Below are 17,345 nucleotides of genomic sequence, written 5' to 3'. Positions count from 1 at the left end.
CATGACCGCGCCCATCACGGCCGTGACGCCGGCGCGCGCCCGCGTGCGGTGGTGGCGCCTCTGGCGGGCCTGGCCGGCTGACATCGCGGGCCTGTGGCGGCGCTCCCTCCGGTTCCGCACCCTCCTCGTCACGATCGGTCTCACGGCGCTCGCCGTCGTGGTCGCCTGCGTCTGGATGACCCTCGCCATCCAGAACGATCTCTTCGCCTCGCGCAAGGACCAGGTGCTGTTGGACGCCGAGCAGGCGCGCGCCGCGGCGCAGCGGACCCTCGACGCCTCGGTGCAGAACGACTCCATCCAGCTGCAGAACGTCATGGCTCTGGCATTCACGGCGCTTCGCGATCAGTCCTCGGCCGTGATCGTGGGCGCTTACCGCATCGGGCCGCTGGTGCCCAACGCGCCGCAGGACTTCAGCACGAACGAGGAGGTGATGAACGAGCTGCTCACCACGCCGATGCGTGCGCTCGTGCGCACCAACCCCGATCAGCAGATCTGGCAGCCGGTCGCCCTTCCCGACGGCGACGACACGACGGTCCCGGGAATCCTGGTCGGGCAGCAGCTCACCATCGAGGGCGTCGCGTCGTACGAGCTGTACCTCGCGTACGACCTCGCGAACGCACCCGAGACGCTCACCTTCGTGCAGCGCACGCTGTGGGTCGTCGGGATCGGCCTCGTGCTCCTGATCAGCGGCATCGCGTGGTTCGTGCTGCGGTCCGTGACCACTCCGATCAGCGAGGCCGCCGACACGAGCGCGAAGCTCGCGGCGGGTCGTCTCGACGTGCGTCTGGAGGTGCGCGGCGAGGACGAGCTGGCGACCCTCGGCCGGTCGTTCAACGCGATGGCCGACAGCATGGAGTCGCAGATCAAGGAGCTCGCCGACCTTTCGCTGGTGCAGCAGCGCTTCGTCTCCGACGTGTCGCACGAGCTGCGCACCCCGATGACGACGATCCGCCTCGCCGCCGACATGATCAACGACCAGCGGGAGGACTTCGATCCGGCCACGGCGCGCGCGGCCGAGCTGCTGAACGCGCAGGTGCAGCGCTTCGAGACCCTGCTCACCGACCTGCTCGAGATCAGCCGGTACGACGCGGGCTCGGTGCAGCTCGAACTGGAGCCGACGAGCCTCGCCCACCTCGCCGAAGACGTGATCGGGTCTATGCAGCAGCTCGCCGAACAGCACGGCACGGACGTGCGTCTCGTGGCTCCCGGGGGATATTCCCCGGTCGACATGGACCCGCGGCGGGTGCGGCGCGTGGTGCGCAACCTGCTGGGCAACGCGATCGAGCACGGCGAGGGGCGCCCCATCGTCGTCAGCGTCGACAGCAACCAGCAGGCCGTCGCCATCGGCGTGCGCGACTACGGCATGGGGATGAAGCCCGAGGACGTCGAGCACGTCTTCGACCGCTTCTGGCGCGCGGACCCCTCGCGCAAGCGCACGATCGGCGGCACCGGCCTTGGCCTGTCGATCGCGCTCGGCGACGCGAAGCTCCACGGCGGCGAACTGGCGGTGTGGTCGGAGGTCGGCCGCGGCACGAACTTCGTCCTGACCCTCCCGAGACAGGCGATACCGCTTGCGGGAGAGTCGCCGATCCCGGTCGATCCGGGCGACGACGCGGTCGCCGCCCTCGACGACCTCGGCCTCACCGCGCCGATCGAGCTGCCCCGCGACGGCGCGAGCGACACGGATGCCGGCACCCGAGGAGGATCCGCATGACCCGGGTTCGCGGCATCCTGGCCCTCGTCCTGGCGCTGTGCGCGGTCGTCGTGACCGGCTGCGCGGGCTTCCCCACGAGCGGGCCGCCGGAGTACGGGCTGGAGAACGGCAACACCGGCAACGGCTCGCAGAACGTGGTGTTCATCTCGAACCGGCCGCAGCCCGGCGCCACGCCGCAGCAGATCGTCGAGGGGTTCATCGATGCAGGCTCGGGTCCCGGCGTGCGTGGCAACTGGGCGGTCGCCCGCGAGTTCCTGGCACCTTCCCTCGCCGAGATATGGAATCCGGATGCGGGGGTGATCGTCGACGAGCGAGCCGAGCGGGACTACGTCGAGACTGGTGAGGGCATCGTCGATTTCGCCTCGGAGGTGGCAGGGACGGTCGACGACAGCGGCGCCTACCAGCGGGCGGACCTGTCTCCCGGGAACTGGACGTTCGAACTCGCACAGCAGGACGATGGCGAGTGGCGCATCACCGAGGCCCCCGACGGGGTCTGGCTCGACGAGGCGCAGTTCCCACAGGTGTTCCACCGCTACCCGCTCATGTACTTCGACCCGTCGTACCAGTACCTCGTGCCCGACGTGCGCTGGTTCCCGGTGACGAAGGCGGCGGGGAGCATCGCTCTCGCGCTGGTGAACAAGCCGAAGAGCGAGTGGCTGGCCGAATCGGTCGAGACCGCGTTCCCCGATGGCGTGTCAGCGGTCACCGTCGTGCCTACCGCCGAGGAGGGCGTGTCCGACGTCGCTCTCACAGGCGAAGCGATGCTGGCCGCGAGCAGTGACGCCCGCAACCGCATGCTGACGCAGCTCGAAGAGAGCCTGCGGGCCGCCGGCGTGGCCGAGGTCGTGATGACCGTGGACTCCGCCCCGATCGACGCGGAGCCCGTCGCCGTGCGTTCCACCCGCGTGCCGGCCACGCCCCTGGTGCTGACGGAGGCCGGATTCGGATTCCTCACGGGCGATGAGATCGACAAGATCCCCGGGCTCTCGGCTGCCGTCGAAGCCGCGTCGCCGCTGAGCGTGCAGGTCGGGGCCGAGCGCGACCTCGCCGCGGCACGCCTCGCCTCGGGAGCGGTGGTGAGGCTGAACTCGGCCGGGACCGAGCCCGAGATGCTGGACACCCGGCCCGGATTGGTCGATCCCGTGATCGACCCGTACGGAGTCGTATGGAGCGTCCCCCAGGACGACCCAGCCGCGCTGCGGGCGTACCTGCCCAACGGCGATGTGATCGAGGTCGCCGAGGCGTGGGGCGAAGGGACGGCCATCGCCGGCATGGCGCTGTCGCGCGACGGCACGCGCCTGGCCGCCCTGGTGAGCGCGGGCGGGCGCTCGGTGGTGTCGGTGGCGGGCGTCATCCGTGACGACATCGCGCCGGTGCGCCTCGGTCCGTCCATGCAGCTCGCCGTCGCCGGTGGTGCGGTGATCGGCGTCACACGGATCGGCGTCACGTGGATCGACGACGTCTCGGTCGGCGTGCTGACCAGCGGCGCCGACGCCGACTCGACGGTCATCGAGCAGGTGGTCGGCGCGCCGACCTCCACGTCGACGGCACCTTCGGGCATGGCCTCGATCGCGGGTGGCAGTGGCATCTCGAGTCTGCGGCTTCGGGCCGAGGACGGCACGCTCTACGTCAAGCGCGGCACGAGCTGGCAGCCCACCGCGACGGGCATCGGGGTCCTCGCGACCCAGCAGGGCGCCCCGCAGTAGGAGGTTCCTCCCCAGGCCGGCGCCGGCGACGGCGGTCCACCGATCCGACATGCCGGCACCGAGACCACCGCGCGTGCCCGCGATGCTGGGGCGGTGATGCCTGAGATCCTCGTCGCCGTGCGGGAGGCGTGCGCCGATGCGCTGGCGCTGCTGCTTCCCGTCTCGTGCGCGGGGTGCGACGAGCCCGACGTCGCCCTGTGCGAGCGCTGCGCGCTCGCCCTGGCTCCCGACCCCCGGAGGCAGTTCATCGAGGCGCCGGGCGGCGTCGTCGCGGTGTGGAGCGGCCTGGCCTTCGAGGGGGTTGCGGCGCGCGTCCTGCGCGCGATCAAGGAGGAGGGGCGCACGAGCCTCGCCGACGCGCTCGCTCCCGCTCTCGCGGCGGCGCTGGCCCGCGCCGGTGCCGGAGACGCCGTGCTGGTGCCCCTGCCGACCTCGCGCCGGTCGTATCGCCGGCGCGGCTACCGAGTGCCCGATCTGCTCGTGCGTCGCGTCGGCCGGCGGCCGAGCCGCCTGCTCCGGTACGCCCGGCGCACCGGGGACCAGCGCGGGCTCGACCGCGACGCCCGGGCGCGGAACGTCGCGCAGAGCCTCGTGGCCACGGGCGGCGCGGGGCTGCGGGTCGTGGTCGTCGACGACGTCGTGACGACCGGTGCGAGTCTCAGCGAAGCGGTGCGGGCACTGCGTGCGGGGGGCGCCGAGGTGATGGCCGCGGTCACCGTCGCAGCCACTCCGCGGAGGCGTGGAACACGTCGGTGAACGGCTTCCCGACGCAATCGAAACTCACAGGTGACAGAGTCCGAACGCCCGGCTAGCGTGGGGGAGACAAGGCGACTGATGGTCCGCCCTTGGCCGGGCGGACCGGAACAAGGAGGTCAAGGATGGAAACCAGCATCGTCGGCGTGGGAGTGGGGATCACAGATCGCTTCCGCGGTGTCGTCGAGGAGAAGGCCCTCCGCATCGAGAACCTCGCGCCCCGCGCTCAACGCGTGGAGGTCAAGGTGACGCATCGCGCGTATCACAACGGTCGCATGGAGGATGAGACCGTCGAGCTCACCGTCAACGGCAAGGGCCCTGTCATCCGGGCCGAGGCGACGGACGGCGACAAGTTCACCGCCCTCGACCTCGCGGTCGACAAGCTGTGCGAACAGCTGCGCCGCGCGAAGGACAAGCGCGTCGACGCGCGCAACCACCCCCGCGGCGCCAAGTTCGAGAAGGGCAGCGGTGCGCTCCAGGGGATCGATCTGCAGCCGGCATCCGTCGACGTGCTCCGCGCCGTCGCCACCGGCGAGATCCCGATCATCACGGGCAACGAGGAGGAAGAGGGCTACACACCCGTCGTCATCCGCACGAAGGAGTTCCACCCCGAATGGATGTCGGTGGAGGAGGCCGTCGACCGCATGGAGCTGGTCGGCCATGACTTCTTCCTGTTCATCGACGCCCGCACCGACCACCCCAGCGTCGTATACCGCCGCAAGGGCTGGGACTACGGCGTGATCTCGCTGACCACGCAGGCGCAGCCGGACGAACTGGCGTCCTGACACGTACTCCGAGGGGTGCGGCTGCTCCGGCAGCCGCACCCCTCGTGCATCTCCGGACGAGACCGGATGCCGCGACCCGGCCGGAGTGCCGATGGTATTCGGTATACCATCGACAATGCGACGCCGCTCCGGTCGCGGCATCCGCTCATTCGTCGAGAGGCACCCCACGTGATCATCCGCAACGCGCGCCCGTGGGGCGCCGAGTCCGCCGATATCGTTCTCGAGGGCGACCGCATCGCCGAGATCCGGTCGCACGACGCCTCTGCGCCGGCGGGCGCGGTCGACGTCGACGGTCGTGGCCGGCTTCTGCTGCCGTCGTTCAGTGACGTGCACGTGCACCTCGACTCCTCGCGCATCGGCCTGCCGTTCCGCCCTCACACGGGCGCGCCCGGCGTGTGGGGCATGATGCTCAACGACCGCAACAACTGGCGGAACACCGACGTGCCGCACGCCGAGATCGTCGCGGGCACCCTCGAGCAGATGATCGCCAAGGGCACGACGCGCGTGCGCACCTACGCGCAGGTCGACGTCGACTGCAAGCTCGAGAAGTTCGACTCCGTGCTCGCCGCGAAGGAGAAGTTCCGCAAGCACGCGGACGTGCAGATCATGACGTTCCCGCAGGCCGGCATCCTGCGTGAGGCGGGCACCGTCGAGTACCTCGAGGAATCGCTGAAGCAGGGCGCCGACGTGATGGGCGGGATCGACCCGAGCCAGCTCGACCGCAACCCGGTCAAGCACCTCGACATCGTGTTCGGCCTCGCCGAGAAGTATCAGGTCGAGATCGACATCCACCTCCACGAGCCCGGCGCCTTGGGTGTGTTCAGCACCGAGCTCGTGCTGGAGCGCACCCGCGCGCTGGGCATGCAGGGCAAGGTCACCATGTCGCACGCGTACGACCTCGGCTCGGTGTCGGAGGCGGTGAGCCGCCGCCTCATCGACGAGTTCGCCGAACTCGACATCGCCATGGCCACGGTCGCGCCGTCGACCACCGGTCATCTGCGACTCGTCGATCTCGTCGATGCCGGCGTGCGCGTCGGTCTCGGAGAAGACGGGCAGCGCGACTACTGGAGCCCGTACGGCAACTGCGACATGCTCGACCGCACGTGGCAGCTCGCCTTCGTCAACGGCTTCCGCCGCGACGACCACATCGAGCTCGCGCTCGCCGTCGCCACGATGGGCGGAGCCTCGATCATGAGCCACGCCTCGCCGCGTGTCGCAGGCGTGGGCGATCGCCCGGGTCTGGCCGCCGGCGACCGCGCCGACCTCGTGCTCGTCGACGGCGAGACGCCGGCGAGCGCGGTCATGGACCGCGGCGTCGACCGCACGGTGATCCACGACGGCCGGGTTGTGGCCGACGCGCTCCAGGTTCTCACCGTCTGAGCCCTCGGTTCCTCTGCCGAAACACGGGTCGGCGACACGACACGCCGGGAACGGATGCTGCGCCCCGGCGTGTCGTCGTGACCAGCCCGTGTTTCGGCAATCAGGCCTGGGTCAGAACCCGAGCCGGTGGTGCCGCGGTCAGTCGATGAAGCCGTCCAGGATGCTGCCGATCACGAGGCCGCCGAGGATGCCGCCCATGAGGTCGCTGCCGCCGCTTCGGCGACCGCCGCCCCATCCCTGCTGACCGTATCCGGGCCCGCCCCACTGGTCGGGCTGCGGGCGTGCGGCGTCGATGTCGCGTTGCGCCAGCTGCAGCGCCTCGCTCGCCAGGAACGCCGCACGGCGGGCCATCGCGAACGCCTGCTCGCGGTGGTCCTCGTCGATCGCGGTGACCGCGGCGGCCGATGAGCCGAGGTACCGGTCGAGGTCGAGGCGCACGCGCTCGGCCTCGGCGAACCGGGTGCGCGCGTCGGCGCCGATCCACCCGCGGTGCCCGGCGATCACGTCGCGCGAGACGGCGAGCTGCCGGTCGGCGTCGTCGATGGCGTGACGCACGTGCTCGAGGGGCGGGATGGGTCGGGCGGCGCGCTCGCGCGCGGCCGCGATCGCGGCATCCAGTCCTGCATTCGCCTCGCGCAGTCGCGAGAGCTGCTCGAAGGGGTCCGTGTTCACGCCCGCGGCGGGAAGAGCCGCCAGGGCCGCCTGCAGGTCCTCGATCGCGGTCTGCACCGCGGGGGAGTGCGGCTCCTTGAGGGCGACGACGAGGTCGCCGCGGGAGTCCTCGACGATCGCGGCGAGCGTGGACTCGGCGCGCAGCGCCTCGACCTCGAACGTCTCGACCGCGTCGAGCAGCGTCTCGGCGCGCCGCACGGACTCGGTCGAGGCCTCGAGCGCCATGTTGGCCTGCTCGCGCTGGCCCGCTTCGCGGCGGCGCTCGGCAACGCCGGCGCTGTGCTCCGCAAAGCCCAGCAGCTGCTCCGCCTCGGCGGGGTTCGCGTCGATCTGGGACAGCGCGTGCGACGAGTAGCGGATCGCCAGCCGGTCGACGGTGGAGCGCGCGTCGGGAAGCCGCAGGCGCAGGCGCGCAGCATCCGCCCGCACCTTCGCGATGATCTCGGGAGCCCGCCGCGCGCGCTCGATCGGCGCCGCGAGCGCCTCGGTACGGTCGTCGAGGAGGTCCTCGGCCCACTCGCACAGCTGCACGATGCGGGCGTTCCGGGTCCGCAGCTCTTCGGGGGTGTCGGGGATCTCGTCGTGGTTGAGCTGGTGGAGGTGGAACGCCTCCTGCAGGTGCGTCCGCACCGACCCGAGCGCGTCGCGCAGCTCCGTGGTGGGGCCCGGGCCCAGCTCGGCGTCGGCGAACGCCAGCTCGTCTGTCGTGAGGCGGATGCGCTCGTCGGCCGCCACCAGCGCCTGCTGCGCGCGGCGCGCCAGGTCGGCGTCCTGCGTGTTCAGTTCTTCCTGCTCGCGCTTGCGTCTGCCCCAGAATCCGGCCATGAATCGATCCTACGGGGGCCGCTGGGAGCAGGCTGAGGCGAGGGGCCGACCGCGGGGGGTGTTCGCGCAGAGCGTGGCTCTGGCGCACGCGCGCCCCGGTGCCCCAGTCCGCCGGGGTTCCCGTTCAGGCGGCGCAGCACGCGGGGTCCGTGAGGCGATCCCGCGTGTCGAGACGCACCTGAACAGCGGGACACGGATGCCGCGCCCCGGCGCGGCGGCCGGGTCAGCCGTCGCTGCGCTTGTGGCGGGGCTTGCGCGCCGCACGGTCGTCGCCGTACGAGCCGCGCGAACCGGAGTCGCGGTACGACCCGCGGCTCTCCGAGCGGTCGCCGGAGCCGCGGTTGTCGCGGTACGACCCGCTCGCGGCATCCTTGCGTCGCTGCGGACGCCCGGTGTCGGGACGCAGCTCGATGAGCTGACCCGAGATGCGCGTGTCGGCGAGTCGGTCCAGCGCGCCGGCGGGGAGGTTCGCCGGCAGCTCGACGAGCGAGAAGTCGGGCATGATCTTGATCGCGCCGAAGTCGTCGCGGCGGAGGCCCCCCTCGTTCGCGAGCGCGCCCACGATCTGACGCGGCTCGACGCGGTGACGCTTGCCGACGTTGATGCGGTAGGTCGCGAAGCCCTCGCGGGGCGTGCGGCGCTCGCCGCGCTCGGGCCGGTCGCCGTACGCGGGCCGGTCGCCACGATCGGTCCGCTCCGTGCGCTCGCGCCGCGGGGCCGGCTCGGGGTCGGCCTCGAGGAGCAGAGGGGTGTCGCCCTGCGCGACGACGGCGAGGGCTGCGGCGACATCCGCCTCGGGCACGTCGTGGTTGCGCACGTAGTGAGCCACGATGTCGCGGAAGGCTTCGATGCGCTCGGCTTCGCCGAGGGCCGCGGTGATGCGGTCGTCGAAGCGCGACAGGCGCGTCACGTTGACCTCGTCGACGCTCGGCAGCGGGATCTCGGTGAGCTCCTGGCGGGTGGCGCGCTCGATCATCTTGACCAGTCCGCGCTCGCGGGGCGTCACGAAGCTGATCGCGTCGCCCGAACGCCCGGCGCGACCGGTGCGGCCGATGCGGTGGACGTAGGACTCGGCATCCGTCGGGATGTCGTAGTTGACGACGTGCGAGACGCGCTCGACGTCGAGACCGCGCGCGGCGACGTCGGTCGCCACCAGGATGTCGAGCTTGCCCGACTTCAGCTGGTTGACCGTCTTCTCGCGCTGCGGCTGGGCGATGTCGCCGTTGATCGCGGCGGCGGAGTACCCGCGGGCGCGGAGCTTCTCGGCGATCTCCTCGGTGATCGAGCGGGTGCGGCCGAACACGATCATGCCGTCGAAGTTCTCGACCTCGAGGATGCGCGTGAGGGCGTCCATCTTCTGCTGCCACGCGGTGATCAGGTAACGCTGGGAGATGTTCGCCGAGGTCTGCGTCTTGGACTTGACGGTGATCTCTTCGGGGTCGTGCAGGTACTGCTGCGACATCCGTCGGATCGTGGCCGGCATCGTGGCCGAGAAGAGCGCGACCTGCTTGGTCTCGGGCGTCTCGGCGAGGATGGTCTCGACGTCCTCGGCGAAGCCCATCTTGAGCATCTCGTCGGCCTCGTCGAGCACGAGGTACTGCAGCGCCGAGAGGTCGAGCGTGCCCTTCTCGAGGTGGTCGATGATGCGGCCAGGGGTTCCGACGACGATGTGCACGCCGCGTCGGAGGGCCGACAGCTGCACGCCGTAGCCCTGTCCGCCGTAGACGGGAAGGACGTGTACGTCCTTCAGGTGGCCGGCGTACTTCTCGAACGCCTCGCAGACCTGGAGCGCCAGCTCGCGCGTCGGAGCCAGCACAAGGGCCTGCGGGGTCTTCTGCGACAGATCGAGCCGGTCGATGATCGGCAGCGCGAACGCGGCGGTCTTGCCGGTTCCGGTCTGCGCCATGCCCACGACGTCACGGCCGCCGAGCAGCGTCGGGATGGTGGCCGCCTGGATCGCCGACGGGGTCTCGTAGCCGATGTCCTTCAGCGCCTTGAGGACGGGCTGGCTCAGCCCGAGGTCGGAGAAAGTCATCGCTGCGGGCTCGGTCTGAGCCTCGGCTTCGATCTGGTCGGCGTTCGTGTGCACAGTCAACCGTAGCGCGGCGCGCCTGTGAGGCGACAGGATGCCGCTTCCCCGCGCACGTGGAGACGTCAGGTGATGGCGGTGCGGCGGGTCAGATCGGGGGTCCGCGGCGGCACGAGCCAGTTGGTCACCGCGATCGCGAGGGGAAGAGCGACGACCAGCGTGGCGATGAGCCACCACGGGATGTCCGAGACCTGCTGAGCGCCTCCGGACTGGATCGAGAAGCCGATCGGCGGGAGCACGCCGACGGCCGCCCCGGCGAGGGTGCCGAGGCCCGCGATGATGAGCCCCTGCCAGAAGCCGATCCCGCGTCGGAGCGACCTCGTGCCGCCGACGGCGGCGATGGTCGCGTCGTCGGGGCGGCGCTCGAATCGCGCGAGGCCCAGGGCGACCGCACTCGCGCCGAGCACGAGGACGGCCACGGCGGCGAGGAGAGGCACCATCCACGCGGCATCGCTCGGGGGACCTTCCTCGACGCCCGGCGCGAGAGTGAACGAGGCGCCGCTCAGGAGCTCCGCCTGCGCCTGCATGCGGTCCCGCTCCGCCCACGTGGGCGGTGCGGGTGTCGTCGCGACGACGCGTTCCGGCATCAGCACCATGTCCAGGCGCTCACCGGTGCTCGGCGCGACGGCGATCGCCACCGGCTGCAGCGGGGCGTCCACGACGATCGCCTCCAACCGCTCGGTGCGCTGCGGCTCGGCGACGATGGGAGCGTCCGGCCGGCGCTCCCAGATGTTGTCGGGGACGCGCCCCTCGTAGACGTCGGTGCCCGCGAACGTCGCGATGTCGATCGCCCCGTCCGAGACGAACCGATCGTCGGCGACGAGTGCGGCGCCGTCCCGGTATGCGGCGAGGGCGGATGCCGTCAGCTCCACTCCCATCACCACCGCCACGTCCTCGGCGGCCACGACGGAGATCGGATTGCTCGGGTCCTGGCCGAAGGAGGAGGAGTCCTGCACATCGGGGTCCAGCAGGTGCTGCTCGCCGAGAAGCGCGATGGTGAAGGTCACGTCGTCGGGCACCTCGTCGGCGGACGGGTACGCCCAGACGGTGCTCAACTGGCGGGACACGACGGCCGCTCGGTCTGCGCCCGCGTCGTGTGCGATCTGGAGGGCGGCGGCGGTGCCGGCCTCGGCGTCTTCGGCATCGAGCACGCCGGAGGACGAGGAACCGGGCCAGATCGGGATGGCGATGCTCCCCGGCGGCGCGTCGTAGTACCACAGCCGGGCGGTCTGGGCCGTCTGCATCGAGGACTGGGAGAGCGCGAAGACGCCGATGAACACCGTCGCGGCGATGGCGGCGAACGCCGGAACGGTCCGTGAGGCGTTGGCGGCGGCGTCCCTCGAGGCGAGCTTCGCCGCCATGCCGGTGCGGGAGAGCCCGCGCGAGGCGGTCCACAGCAGCCACCGGCCAGACAGAAGGATGCCGAACTGCGCGACGATCGGCCCGACCACGATGCCGTAGGCGGGCAGGTAGCGCATGAGCGAGTCGTAGCCGAAGAAGTTCGTGGCGTTGATCGCGGCGACCGCGAACGCGCTCAGCAGGGTGATCGCCACCCCGCTCACGATCAGCACCGACCCCCAGATGGGACGCGCGACGACGGGCCGCTGCGGGCGGCGCGCGCCGCGCAGCGCGCGGATCGCGTCGGTGCGCCCGACCGTGCGGGCCGGCATCCAGGCCGACACGGTGCCGACGATCACGGCGAAGACGAGCACCACGGCGATGAGTTCCCACGGCACGTGGAAGCCCCAGAACATCGTCGTGCCGCCGCTGCCCAGCAGGATCACCAGCGCGGCGATGCCGATCCCGCCGGCGATTCCGACGGCCCCGCCCACGAGACCCAGTGCGGTCCCCTGCAGCAGCACCACGCGCGACAGATCCCGGCGGTTCGCCCCGACGCTCGCGGCCACCGCCAGCGCGCGCTGCTGACGGCGTGCCGCGACGGCGAACGCGGCCCCGGCGAGCATCACCACCACGTAGCCCGCGAACAGCGCCGCGACCGACAGCATGAGCACGAGCGGCCACATCTTCGCCCACCGGTCCGTCGAGGCTGACGAGTAGTAGCGATTCGAGAACTCGGGCGGATCGAGCGCCACGGTGCGCGAATAGGCGACGACACCGCCGTCGTCGTTGAGTCGCTGCACGTCCGCCCACGAGAGCCGGAGCTCCGGGAGGTACCACTTCTGGGTGCCCCCGACGGCTCCTCGTGCGTGCTCGGGAAGGAACACGGCCGCGGCGCCGTCGGCGATGGTCGCCGCGTCGAGCGTGCCGGTCACCGTGAAGGACGGCCCGCCCGACAGCCGGAGCGTGCCGCCGATCTCGAGCCCGAGCCGTTCCAACGCGGCGGTGCTGACCATCGCGTCGCGAGCCGCCACCGGGCGATCGCCCGCCACCAGGACGAACGCTTCGCCGAAGCGCGGATCCCACGTCGTCCCGGCCCACGCAGGCAGGACCACGGAGCCGTCATCGGTGGCGACGGAGACCATGCCCTTCGAGATGGGCAGGATCTCGGTGCCGGCCGCCAGCAGCCCGGTCGGATCGTCCAGCGGCTCGCCGTCCGGCATCGTCATGACCCCGTCCGCGTCGATCGGGTACCCGTTCCACTCGGGCTCGGTGGGCACCTGCCAGAACCCCTCGCCGGGGACGCCGGACGGCGCGATCCACGCCTCCATGTCGCCGAGTTCGGCCGCCGTGCGCTCCTCGGGGGTTGCGATCGCGCTCGCGGTGAAGATGAGGAATCCCGTCATGCCCGCGATGGGAAGCGCCACCAGCGTCGTCACGAGCAGGCTCGACACCCACGCGCGTCGCAGCTGCCGCTGTGCCATCCGGACGGCGACCCTCCAGCGGGCCGCCCGCGAGAGCGGACGGCGGCTGCGCGGGGCGGCGGAAGGGGGCGCGTCGACGCTCCGCTCGAGGGTGTCGGTCATCGCGCCGCCAGCAGCGAGTCCGCGCCCGCGCGCCGCGACTCGTCGACGATGCGGCCGTCGCGGAGGAACACGATGCGGTCGGCGAAGGCGGCATGGCGCGCCTCGTGGGTGACGAGGATGCCGGCGGCTCCGGCATCCACTCGCGCACGCAGCATCTTCAGCACCATCTCGCCCGTCACCGAGTCCAGAGCGCCGGTCGGCTCGTCGGCGAGGATCAGCCGGCGCCCGCCGACGACGGCGCGGGCGATCGCGACGCGCTGCTGCTGGCCGCCTGACAGATCGTCGGGATAGGAGCCGGACTTGTCCTCCAGGCCGACCGAGGAGAGCGCGTCCCGTCCGGCGCGACGTGCAACCCGGGACCGGAAGCCGTCGAGCTCGAGCGGCAGCGTGACGTTCTCGAGCGCGGTGAGCGTCGGAATGAGGTTGAAGTCCTGGAACACGAAGCCGAGCGAGCGCCGCCGGAGGCGCGCGAGCTGTGCCGGCGTCTGCTCGCTGAGGTGCTGCCCCTCGACGACCACCTCGCCGGACGTCGGGATCGCCAGACCGCCGGCGATCGACAGCAGGGTCGACTTGCCCGAGCCCGACGGACCCATCACGGCGACGAGCTCGCCCTGACTCACGTCGAAGTCGACGCCCGACAGCGCCGAGACGGCCGTCGAGCCGCTGCCGTACTGCTGCGTCACGCCGATGAGACGCAGCACGGTACCGGTCATCGCGCCTTCTCGGGGGCGACGGATACCTCGGCTTTCGCCGGGCGCCCGCGCTTGGGCTTGTCGGTCGAGAGCTCGAGCGCCATGGCGTGATGCGGGTGCAGCGCCAGGCGCTGCTCGGAGTGGTCGAGCCAGCGCACCTCGGCTTCGGCCGAGAAGATCATGGAGTCGACGACGAGCGACCACGCGAGCTCCTCCGGACCGTCGGGGTTCGCGCCGGCGTACTTCGCCCGGTTCAGCTCCTGCAGCTGCGCGAGCGACGAGCGGCGCTGTGTCTGGATGATGTCCGCCACGTCCACACCCGGCAGGGTCGCGGCGACCGCGAGCTTGATCGCGAGCTCGTCGCGGGTGCCCTGCGCGCGCTGCACCGGCGAGGCCAGCCAGTCGCGCACCTCGGCGGCTCCGGCATCCGTGATCTCCCAGTAGACGTGACCGTGCTCGTCGACGGCGCCCTTCTCGACGAGTCCGTCGCGTTCGAGGCGGTCGAGCGTGTTGTAGATCTGGCCCACGTTGAGCGGCCAGGTCGACCCGGTGCGCCGGTCGAACTCGGCGCGCAGCTGGTAGCCGTAGCACGGGCCCTGATCGAGGATCGCGAGCAGACTCTGACGAACGGACATGGGGTTCTCCTTCGGGTGGAGGGTCAGAAGCCCTGAACAGCTAGAAGCGGAGTGCGTCGATGACGTTCGAGCGCACCGCCATGAGCGCCGGGATGAAGCCGGCCAGCGCGCCGATCGCGACGGCGGCGACGAGTCCGGTGACGGCGGCGCGCACCGGGAAGGGCGGGATGTCCTGCATCGCGGAGAACATGTCCATGACGAACGGCGCCTTGAGCACGGCCACCGCGATCGCGATGCCGACGACCCCCGCGACCGCGGTCGCCACGACGCTCTCGAGCAGCACCGACGTGAAGATGCGGCCCTGCGTGGCGCCGAAGCTGCGGCGCACGCCGATCTCGCGGATGCGCTGGCGCATCGCCACGAGCTGGATGTTCACCAGACCGAGGCCGCCGAGCAGCAGCACGAGGGCCGCGATGCCGCCGGTGACGAGCTCGAACACCGCCATCGAGCTCTGCGCATCGGGCCGCGACGCCCAATCGGTGCGCATGACCGAGACCTCGGTGCTGTCGTCGAGCCCCGCGCGCAGGTCGGCCGCGAGCACCGGGCCGAGCTCGGCGACGCCGTCCTCGGGCACCCACACCTCGTACATGACCATCACGTCGGCCGGCAGTGCATCCAGCCGCGCCGCGTACGAGTCGAACATCATGGTGATGCGCTTCTCCTCGTCGCCGTTGTACTGCCGCGGCGTCACGCCGATCACGGGGTACGTGCCCGCCGTGTCGCCGGTCGTGCGGAGGGCGAAGCCCGCGCCGAGGTCGGGGCGTCCGTAGACGTCCCACAGCGCCTCGCTGATCACCACGGGCGGCGCGAGCAGCTCGGCGTCCGCCTCCTGGAACCAGCGCCCTTCGAGCAGGGGAGTGCGGTGGATGACCGGGTACGCCGGGTCGACGAGCCGCGCGTTGACGGGGCGCACCTGCTCCGGCGTCTGCACCTGCAGCGGCACCGGGTCGACGATGCGCGTGAGGTAGTCGAAGGAGTACCGCTCCGACACCTGGGCGACGTGGGCGTCGAACGCGTCCCAGTCCATCGGGGCGCCGTCGGTGCGCGACACCGAGATCGACACCGTCGCGGGCCGCCCGCCGCTCTGGTCGGACTGCTCCTCCATCTGCTGCTGCTGATACTCGCTGAGCGCCACCACCGCGGTGAGGGCGCCGACCGACACCGCGATGCCGATGAGGCTGAGCAGCACCCGCAGCTTGTGGTGGCGCAGCTCCGACCACGCTTCGCCCAGCGCGCCGACGAGCCCGCTCATGAGGCCACCTCCGCCGGCTCGGCGTGCTCGGCCCGGGATGAGGGACGGACGGATGCTGCGTCCCCCGCGTCTGCTCGGGCGTCGGCGAGCGCCGCGCCCTCGGCGGTGGGTTCGTCCACGCTCTCAGCGAGCTCGGGTGCGCCGGCGGTCTCGCCCGCGGTCGCGCCGAGGTCGAACTCCGTGAGCACGCCCGCCTCGAGCCGGTAGTGGCGACGGGCGCGCGCGGCGACGTGGAGGTCGTGGGTGATCGTGACGAGCGCGGCGTCGGCCTCGGAGGCGATGTCGTCGAGCAGTTCCATGACGCTGCCGCCGGTCTCGACGTCGAGTGCGCCGGTGGGCTCGTCGGCCAGGATCAGCGCCGGCCGGCGCACCAGGGCGCGCGCGATCGCGACGCGCTGCTGCTCGCCGCCCGACAGCTGCTCGGGCGTCGACTCGAGGCGGTGCCCGAGCCCGACGCGCTCCAGCATGCGGGTCGCCGCCGCCCGCCGGGTCCAGAAGGCGCGGCCCGAGGCGTAGCCGAGCGGCATCTCGACGTTCTCGAGGGCGGTGCGCCCGGCCAGCAGATTGAACTGCTGGAACACGAAGCCGACGTTGCGGCCGCGCAGGCGATCGAGCTTGCCGCGGCGCATCTTCCGCACCGGCTCGCCGTGGAACCAGACGGCCCCCTCCGAGGGGGAGTCGAGCATGCCGAGCAGGTTCAGGAGCGTCGACTTGCCCGACCCGCTGCGCCCGACGATGGCGACGTGGTCGCCCGCCGCGACGGCGAGGTCGACGCTGCGCAGGATGTCGAGGCGCGTGTCATCGGGCAGCAGCACGTGCTTGGCCACGCCCTCCAGCCGGACGAGGGTCACCAGTTCCACCCCGCGGGCTCGCAGTACTCGCCGCCCATGCCGTCGTCGTAGCAGACCGGCTCGTCGGCCGCGGCGACGCCGGGCACGTACTGGCGCACCTGCTCGCCCTCCTCGACGCCGCTGGTCACCTCGACGATCGTGCCGTCGCTGACGCCGAGCGCGATGGTGCGCTCCTCGAGCTCGCCGTCGCCGCCGTCGATCCAGACGACGCCCGAGCCCGCGCCGCCCTTGACGGCGGTGGTCGGCACGACGAGCACATCGGTGACCGTGCCGAGGTCGATGTCGAGCTGGGCTTGCAGACCCGCGAACACGACCTGGTCGGCGGGCACCGCGCAGGTGACCGAGGTCGTGCCGTCCTCGGCGACCTCGACCTTGAGGCCGGTGCACGTGAACGGCGCCGGGCCGCCCTGGATCGTGACCGAGCCCTCCGTCGGCGCGCCCTGCAGACGGTAGAGCTGCACCGGCTCGACGGTCGCCCGCACGTGGTAGCGCGCCGGTGTCAGCTTCGCGAGCTCCGCGCCGATCGACGCCGGCTGCCCCTTCACGACGGCGAGCTCGGTGATGTCGCCGGCCTCGGGCGCCAGCACGTCGATGTTCTTGACCGGGTCGGCCTGCTTGATCGTGAAGAGCTTCTGCCCGGCCGCGACCGCCTGGCCCTCGCCGACGTGCACGGCGGTGACGGTGCCGTCGATCTCGGAGCGGAGGGGATAGGCCGCATCCCTCGCGATCGTCCCCGGGAGGCTCAGCGCGTTGGCGACCTGGGCGCGCTCGACGGCGACGACCGGATCGGCGATCTGCGCCGACGGCTGCAGCGCGGCGGTGGGCGCGGTGTCGGGGAAGAACGCGATCTTCACCAGGGCGAGGGCCGCGGCCCCCAGCACGAGCACCAGCAGGATCGGGAAGATCCATCGACGCCAGACCACCATGTCGCACCTCTCCGTCGGGGTATACCCAGTATGTAGTCACCGAGTATATGCATACCGGGAATCGCGGGGAGCGGCATCCTCTCCCCAGTCCCTATGGATGAGTGCACACCCAGCGCACACCAAGGTCACGGGTGGATAACA

The 17,345-nt window shown here is 71.6% G+C and carries 13 protein-coding genes; 5 read left to right on the top strand and 8 right to left on the bottom strand.

Features of this window, described 5'->3' with window-relative positions; translation table 11 throughout:
• Position 1 precedes the first annotated feature (1 nt).
• The 5 genes from mtrB (at position 2) to ASF40_RS14995 (ending at position 6,338) form a co-directional block, all read left to right on the top strand.
• Positions 2-1,714 (top strand): MtrAB system histidine kinase MtrB, encoded by a 1,713-nt coding sequence (gene mtrB / locus ASF40_RS15015; protein WP_056370470.1) that lies wholly within the window; start codon positions 2-4, stop codon positions 1,712-1,714.
• Positions 1,711-3,420: a GerMN domain-containing protein gene (locus ASF40_RS15010; RefSeq protein ID WP_056370467.1), complete on the top strand. Its 1,710-nt coding sequence runs from the start codon at positions 1,711-1,713 to the stop codon at positions 3,418-3,420. The genes mtrB and ASF40_RS15010 overlap by 4 nt, the downstream gene beginning before the upstream one ends.
• Positions 3,421-3,516: 96 nt before the next feature.
• Positions 3,517-4,176 (top strand): ComF family protein, encoded by a 660-nt coding sequence (locus ASF40_RS15005; RefSeq protein ID WP_056370465.1) that lies wholly within the window; start codon positions 3,517-3,519, stop codon positions 4,174-4,176.
• Between the two features lie 122 nt (positions 4,177-4,298).
• Positions 4,299-4,958 (top strand): ribosome hibernation-promoting factor, HPF/YfiA family, encoded by a 660-nt coding sequence (hpf, locus tag ASF40_RS15000; protein ID WP_045297400.1) that lies wholly within the window; start codon positions 4,299-4,301, stop codon positions 4,956-4,958.
• A 168-nt stretch (positions 4,959-5,126) separates the two neighbouring features.
• Positions 5,127-6,338 (top strand): amidohydrolase family protein, encoded by a 1,212-nt coding sequence (locus ASF40_RS14995; protein WP_056370462.1) that lies wholly within the window; start codon positions 5,127-5,129, stop codon positions 6,336-6,338.
• A 138-nt stretch (positions 6,339-6,476) separates the two neighbouring features.
• Here the strand turns inward: ASF40_RS14995 and ASF40_RS14990 are convergent, their stop codons facing one another.
• The 8 genes from ASF40_RS14990 to ASF40_RS14955 form a co-directional block, all read right to left on the bottom strand.
• Positions 6,477-7,835 carry a hypothetical protein gene (locus tag ASF40_RS14990; protein WP_056370460.1) on the bottom strand — a complete coding sequence of 453 codons (1,359 nt, stop codon included), beginning with the start codon at positions 7,833-7,835 and terminating at the stop codon, positions 6,477-6,479.
• A gap of 223 nt (positions 7,836-8,058) precedes the next feature.
• Positions 8,059-9,870, bottom strand: a complete 1,812-nt coding sequence (locus ASF40_RS14985; protein WP_056371501.1) for a DEAD/DEAH box helicase — start codon at positions 9,868-9,870, stop codon at positions 8,059-8,061.
• Positions 9,871-9,989: 119 nt separating this feature from the next.
• A complete protein-coding gene (locus tag ASF40_RS14980) occupies positions 9,990-12,848 on the bottom strand; it encodes an ABC transporter permease (RefSeq protein ID WP_082497092.1) in 2,859 nt (952 codons plus the stop codon).
• A complete protein-coding gene (locus ASF40_RS14975) occupies positions 12,845-13,561 on the bottom strand; it encodes an ABC transporter ATP-binding protein (RefSeq protein ID WP_056370456.1) in 717 nt (238 codons plus the stop codon). Before ASF40_RS14975 ends, ASF40_RS14980 begins: the two co-directional genes overlap by 4 nt.
• Positions 13,558-14,175 carry a PadR family transcriptional regulator gene (locus ASF40_RS14970; protein WP_056370454.1) on the bottom strand — a complete coding sequence of 206 codons (618 nt, stop codon included), beginning with the start codon at positions 14,173-14,175 and terminating at the stop codon, positions 13,558-13,560. Before ASF40_RS14970 ends, ASF40_RS14975 begins: the two co-directional genes overlap by 4 nt.
• Before the next feature lie 40 nt (positions 14,176-14,215).
• Entirely contained in the window at positions 14,216-15,427 is a 1,212-nt protein-coding gene (locus tag ASF40_RS14965) for an ABC transporter permease (protein WP_056370452.1), read from the bottom strand.
• Positions 15,424-16,278, bottom strand: coding sequence for an ABC transporter ATP-binding protein (locus ASF40_RS14960; protein WP_056370449.1), 855 nt, complete (start codon positions 16,276-16,278; stop codon positions 15,424-15,426). The genes ASF40_RS14965 and ASF40_RS14960 overlap by 4 nt, the downstream gene beginning before the upstream one ends.
• The gene (locus tag ASF40_RS14955; protein WP_056370448.1) at positions 16,275-17,204 is read right to left on the bottom strand and encodes an efflux RND transporter periplasmic adaptor subunit; all 930 of its coding nucleotides are present in this window, start codon (positions 17,202-17,204) and stop codon (positions 16,275-16,277) included. Before ASF40_RS14955 ends, ASF40_RS14960 begins: the two co-directional genes overlap by 4 nt.
• Between the last annotated feature and the right edge of the window lie 141 nt (positions 17,205-17,345).

It is taken from the genome of Microbacterium sp. Leaf288, assembly GCF_001422925.1.
GTDB lineage: Bacteria > Actinomycetota > Actinomycetes > Actinomycetales > Microbacteriaceae > Microbacterium.
Note: the sequence above shows the minus strand (reverse complement) of the source record. Positions and strands in the feature narration are given on the sequence as shown.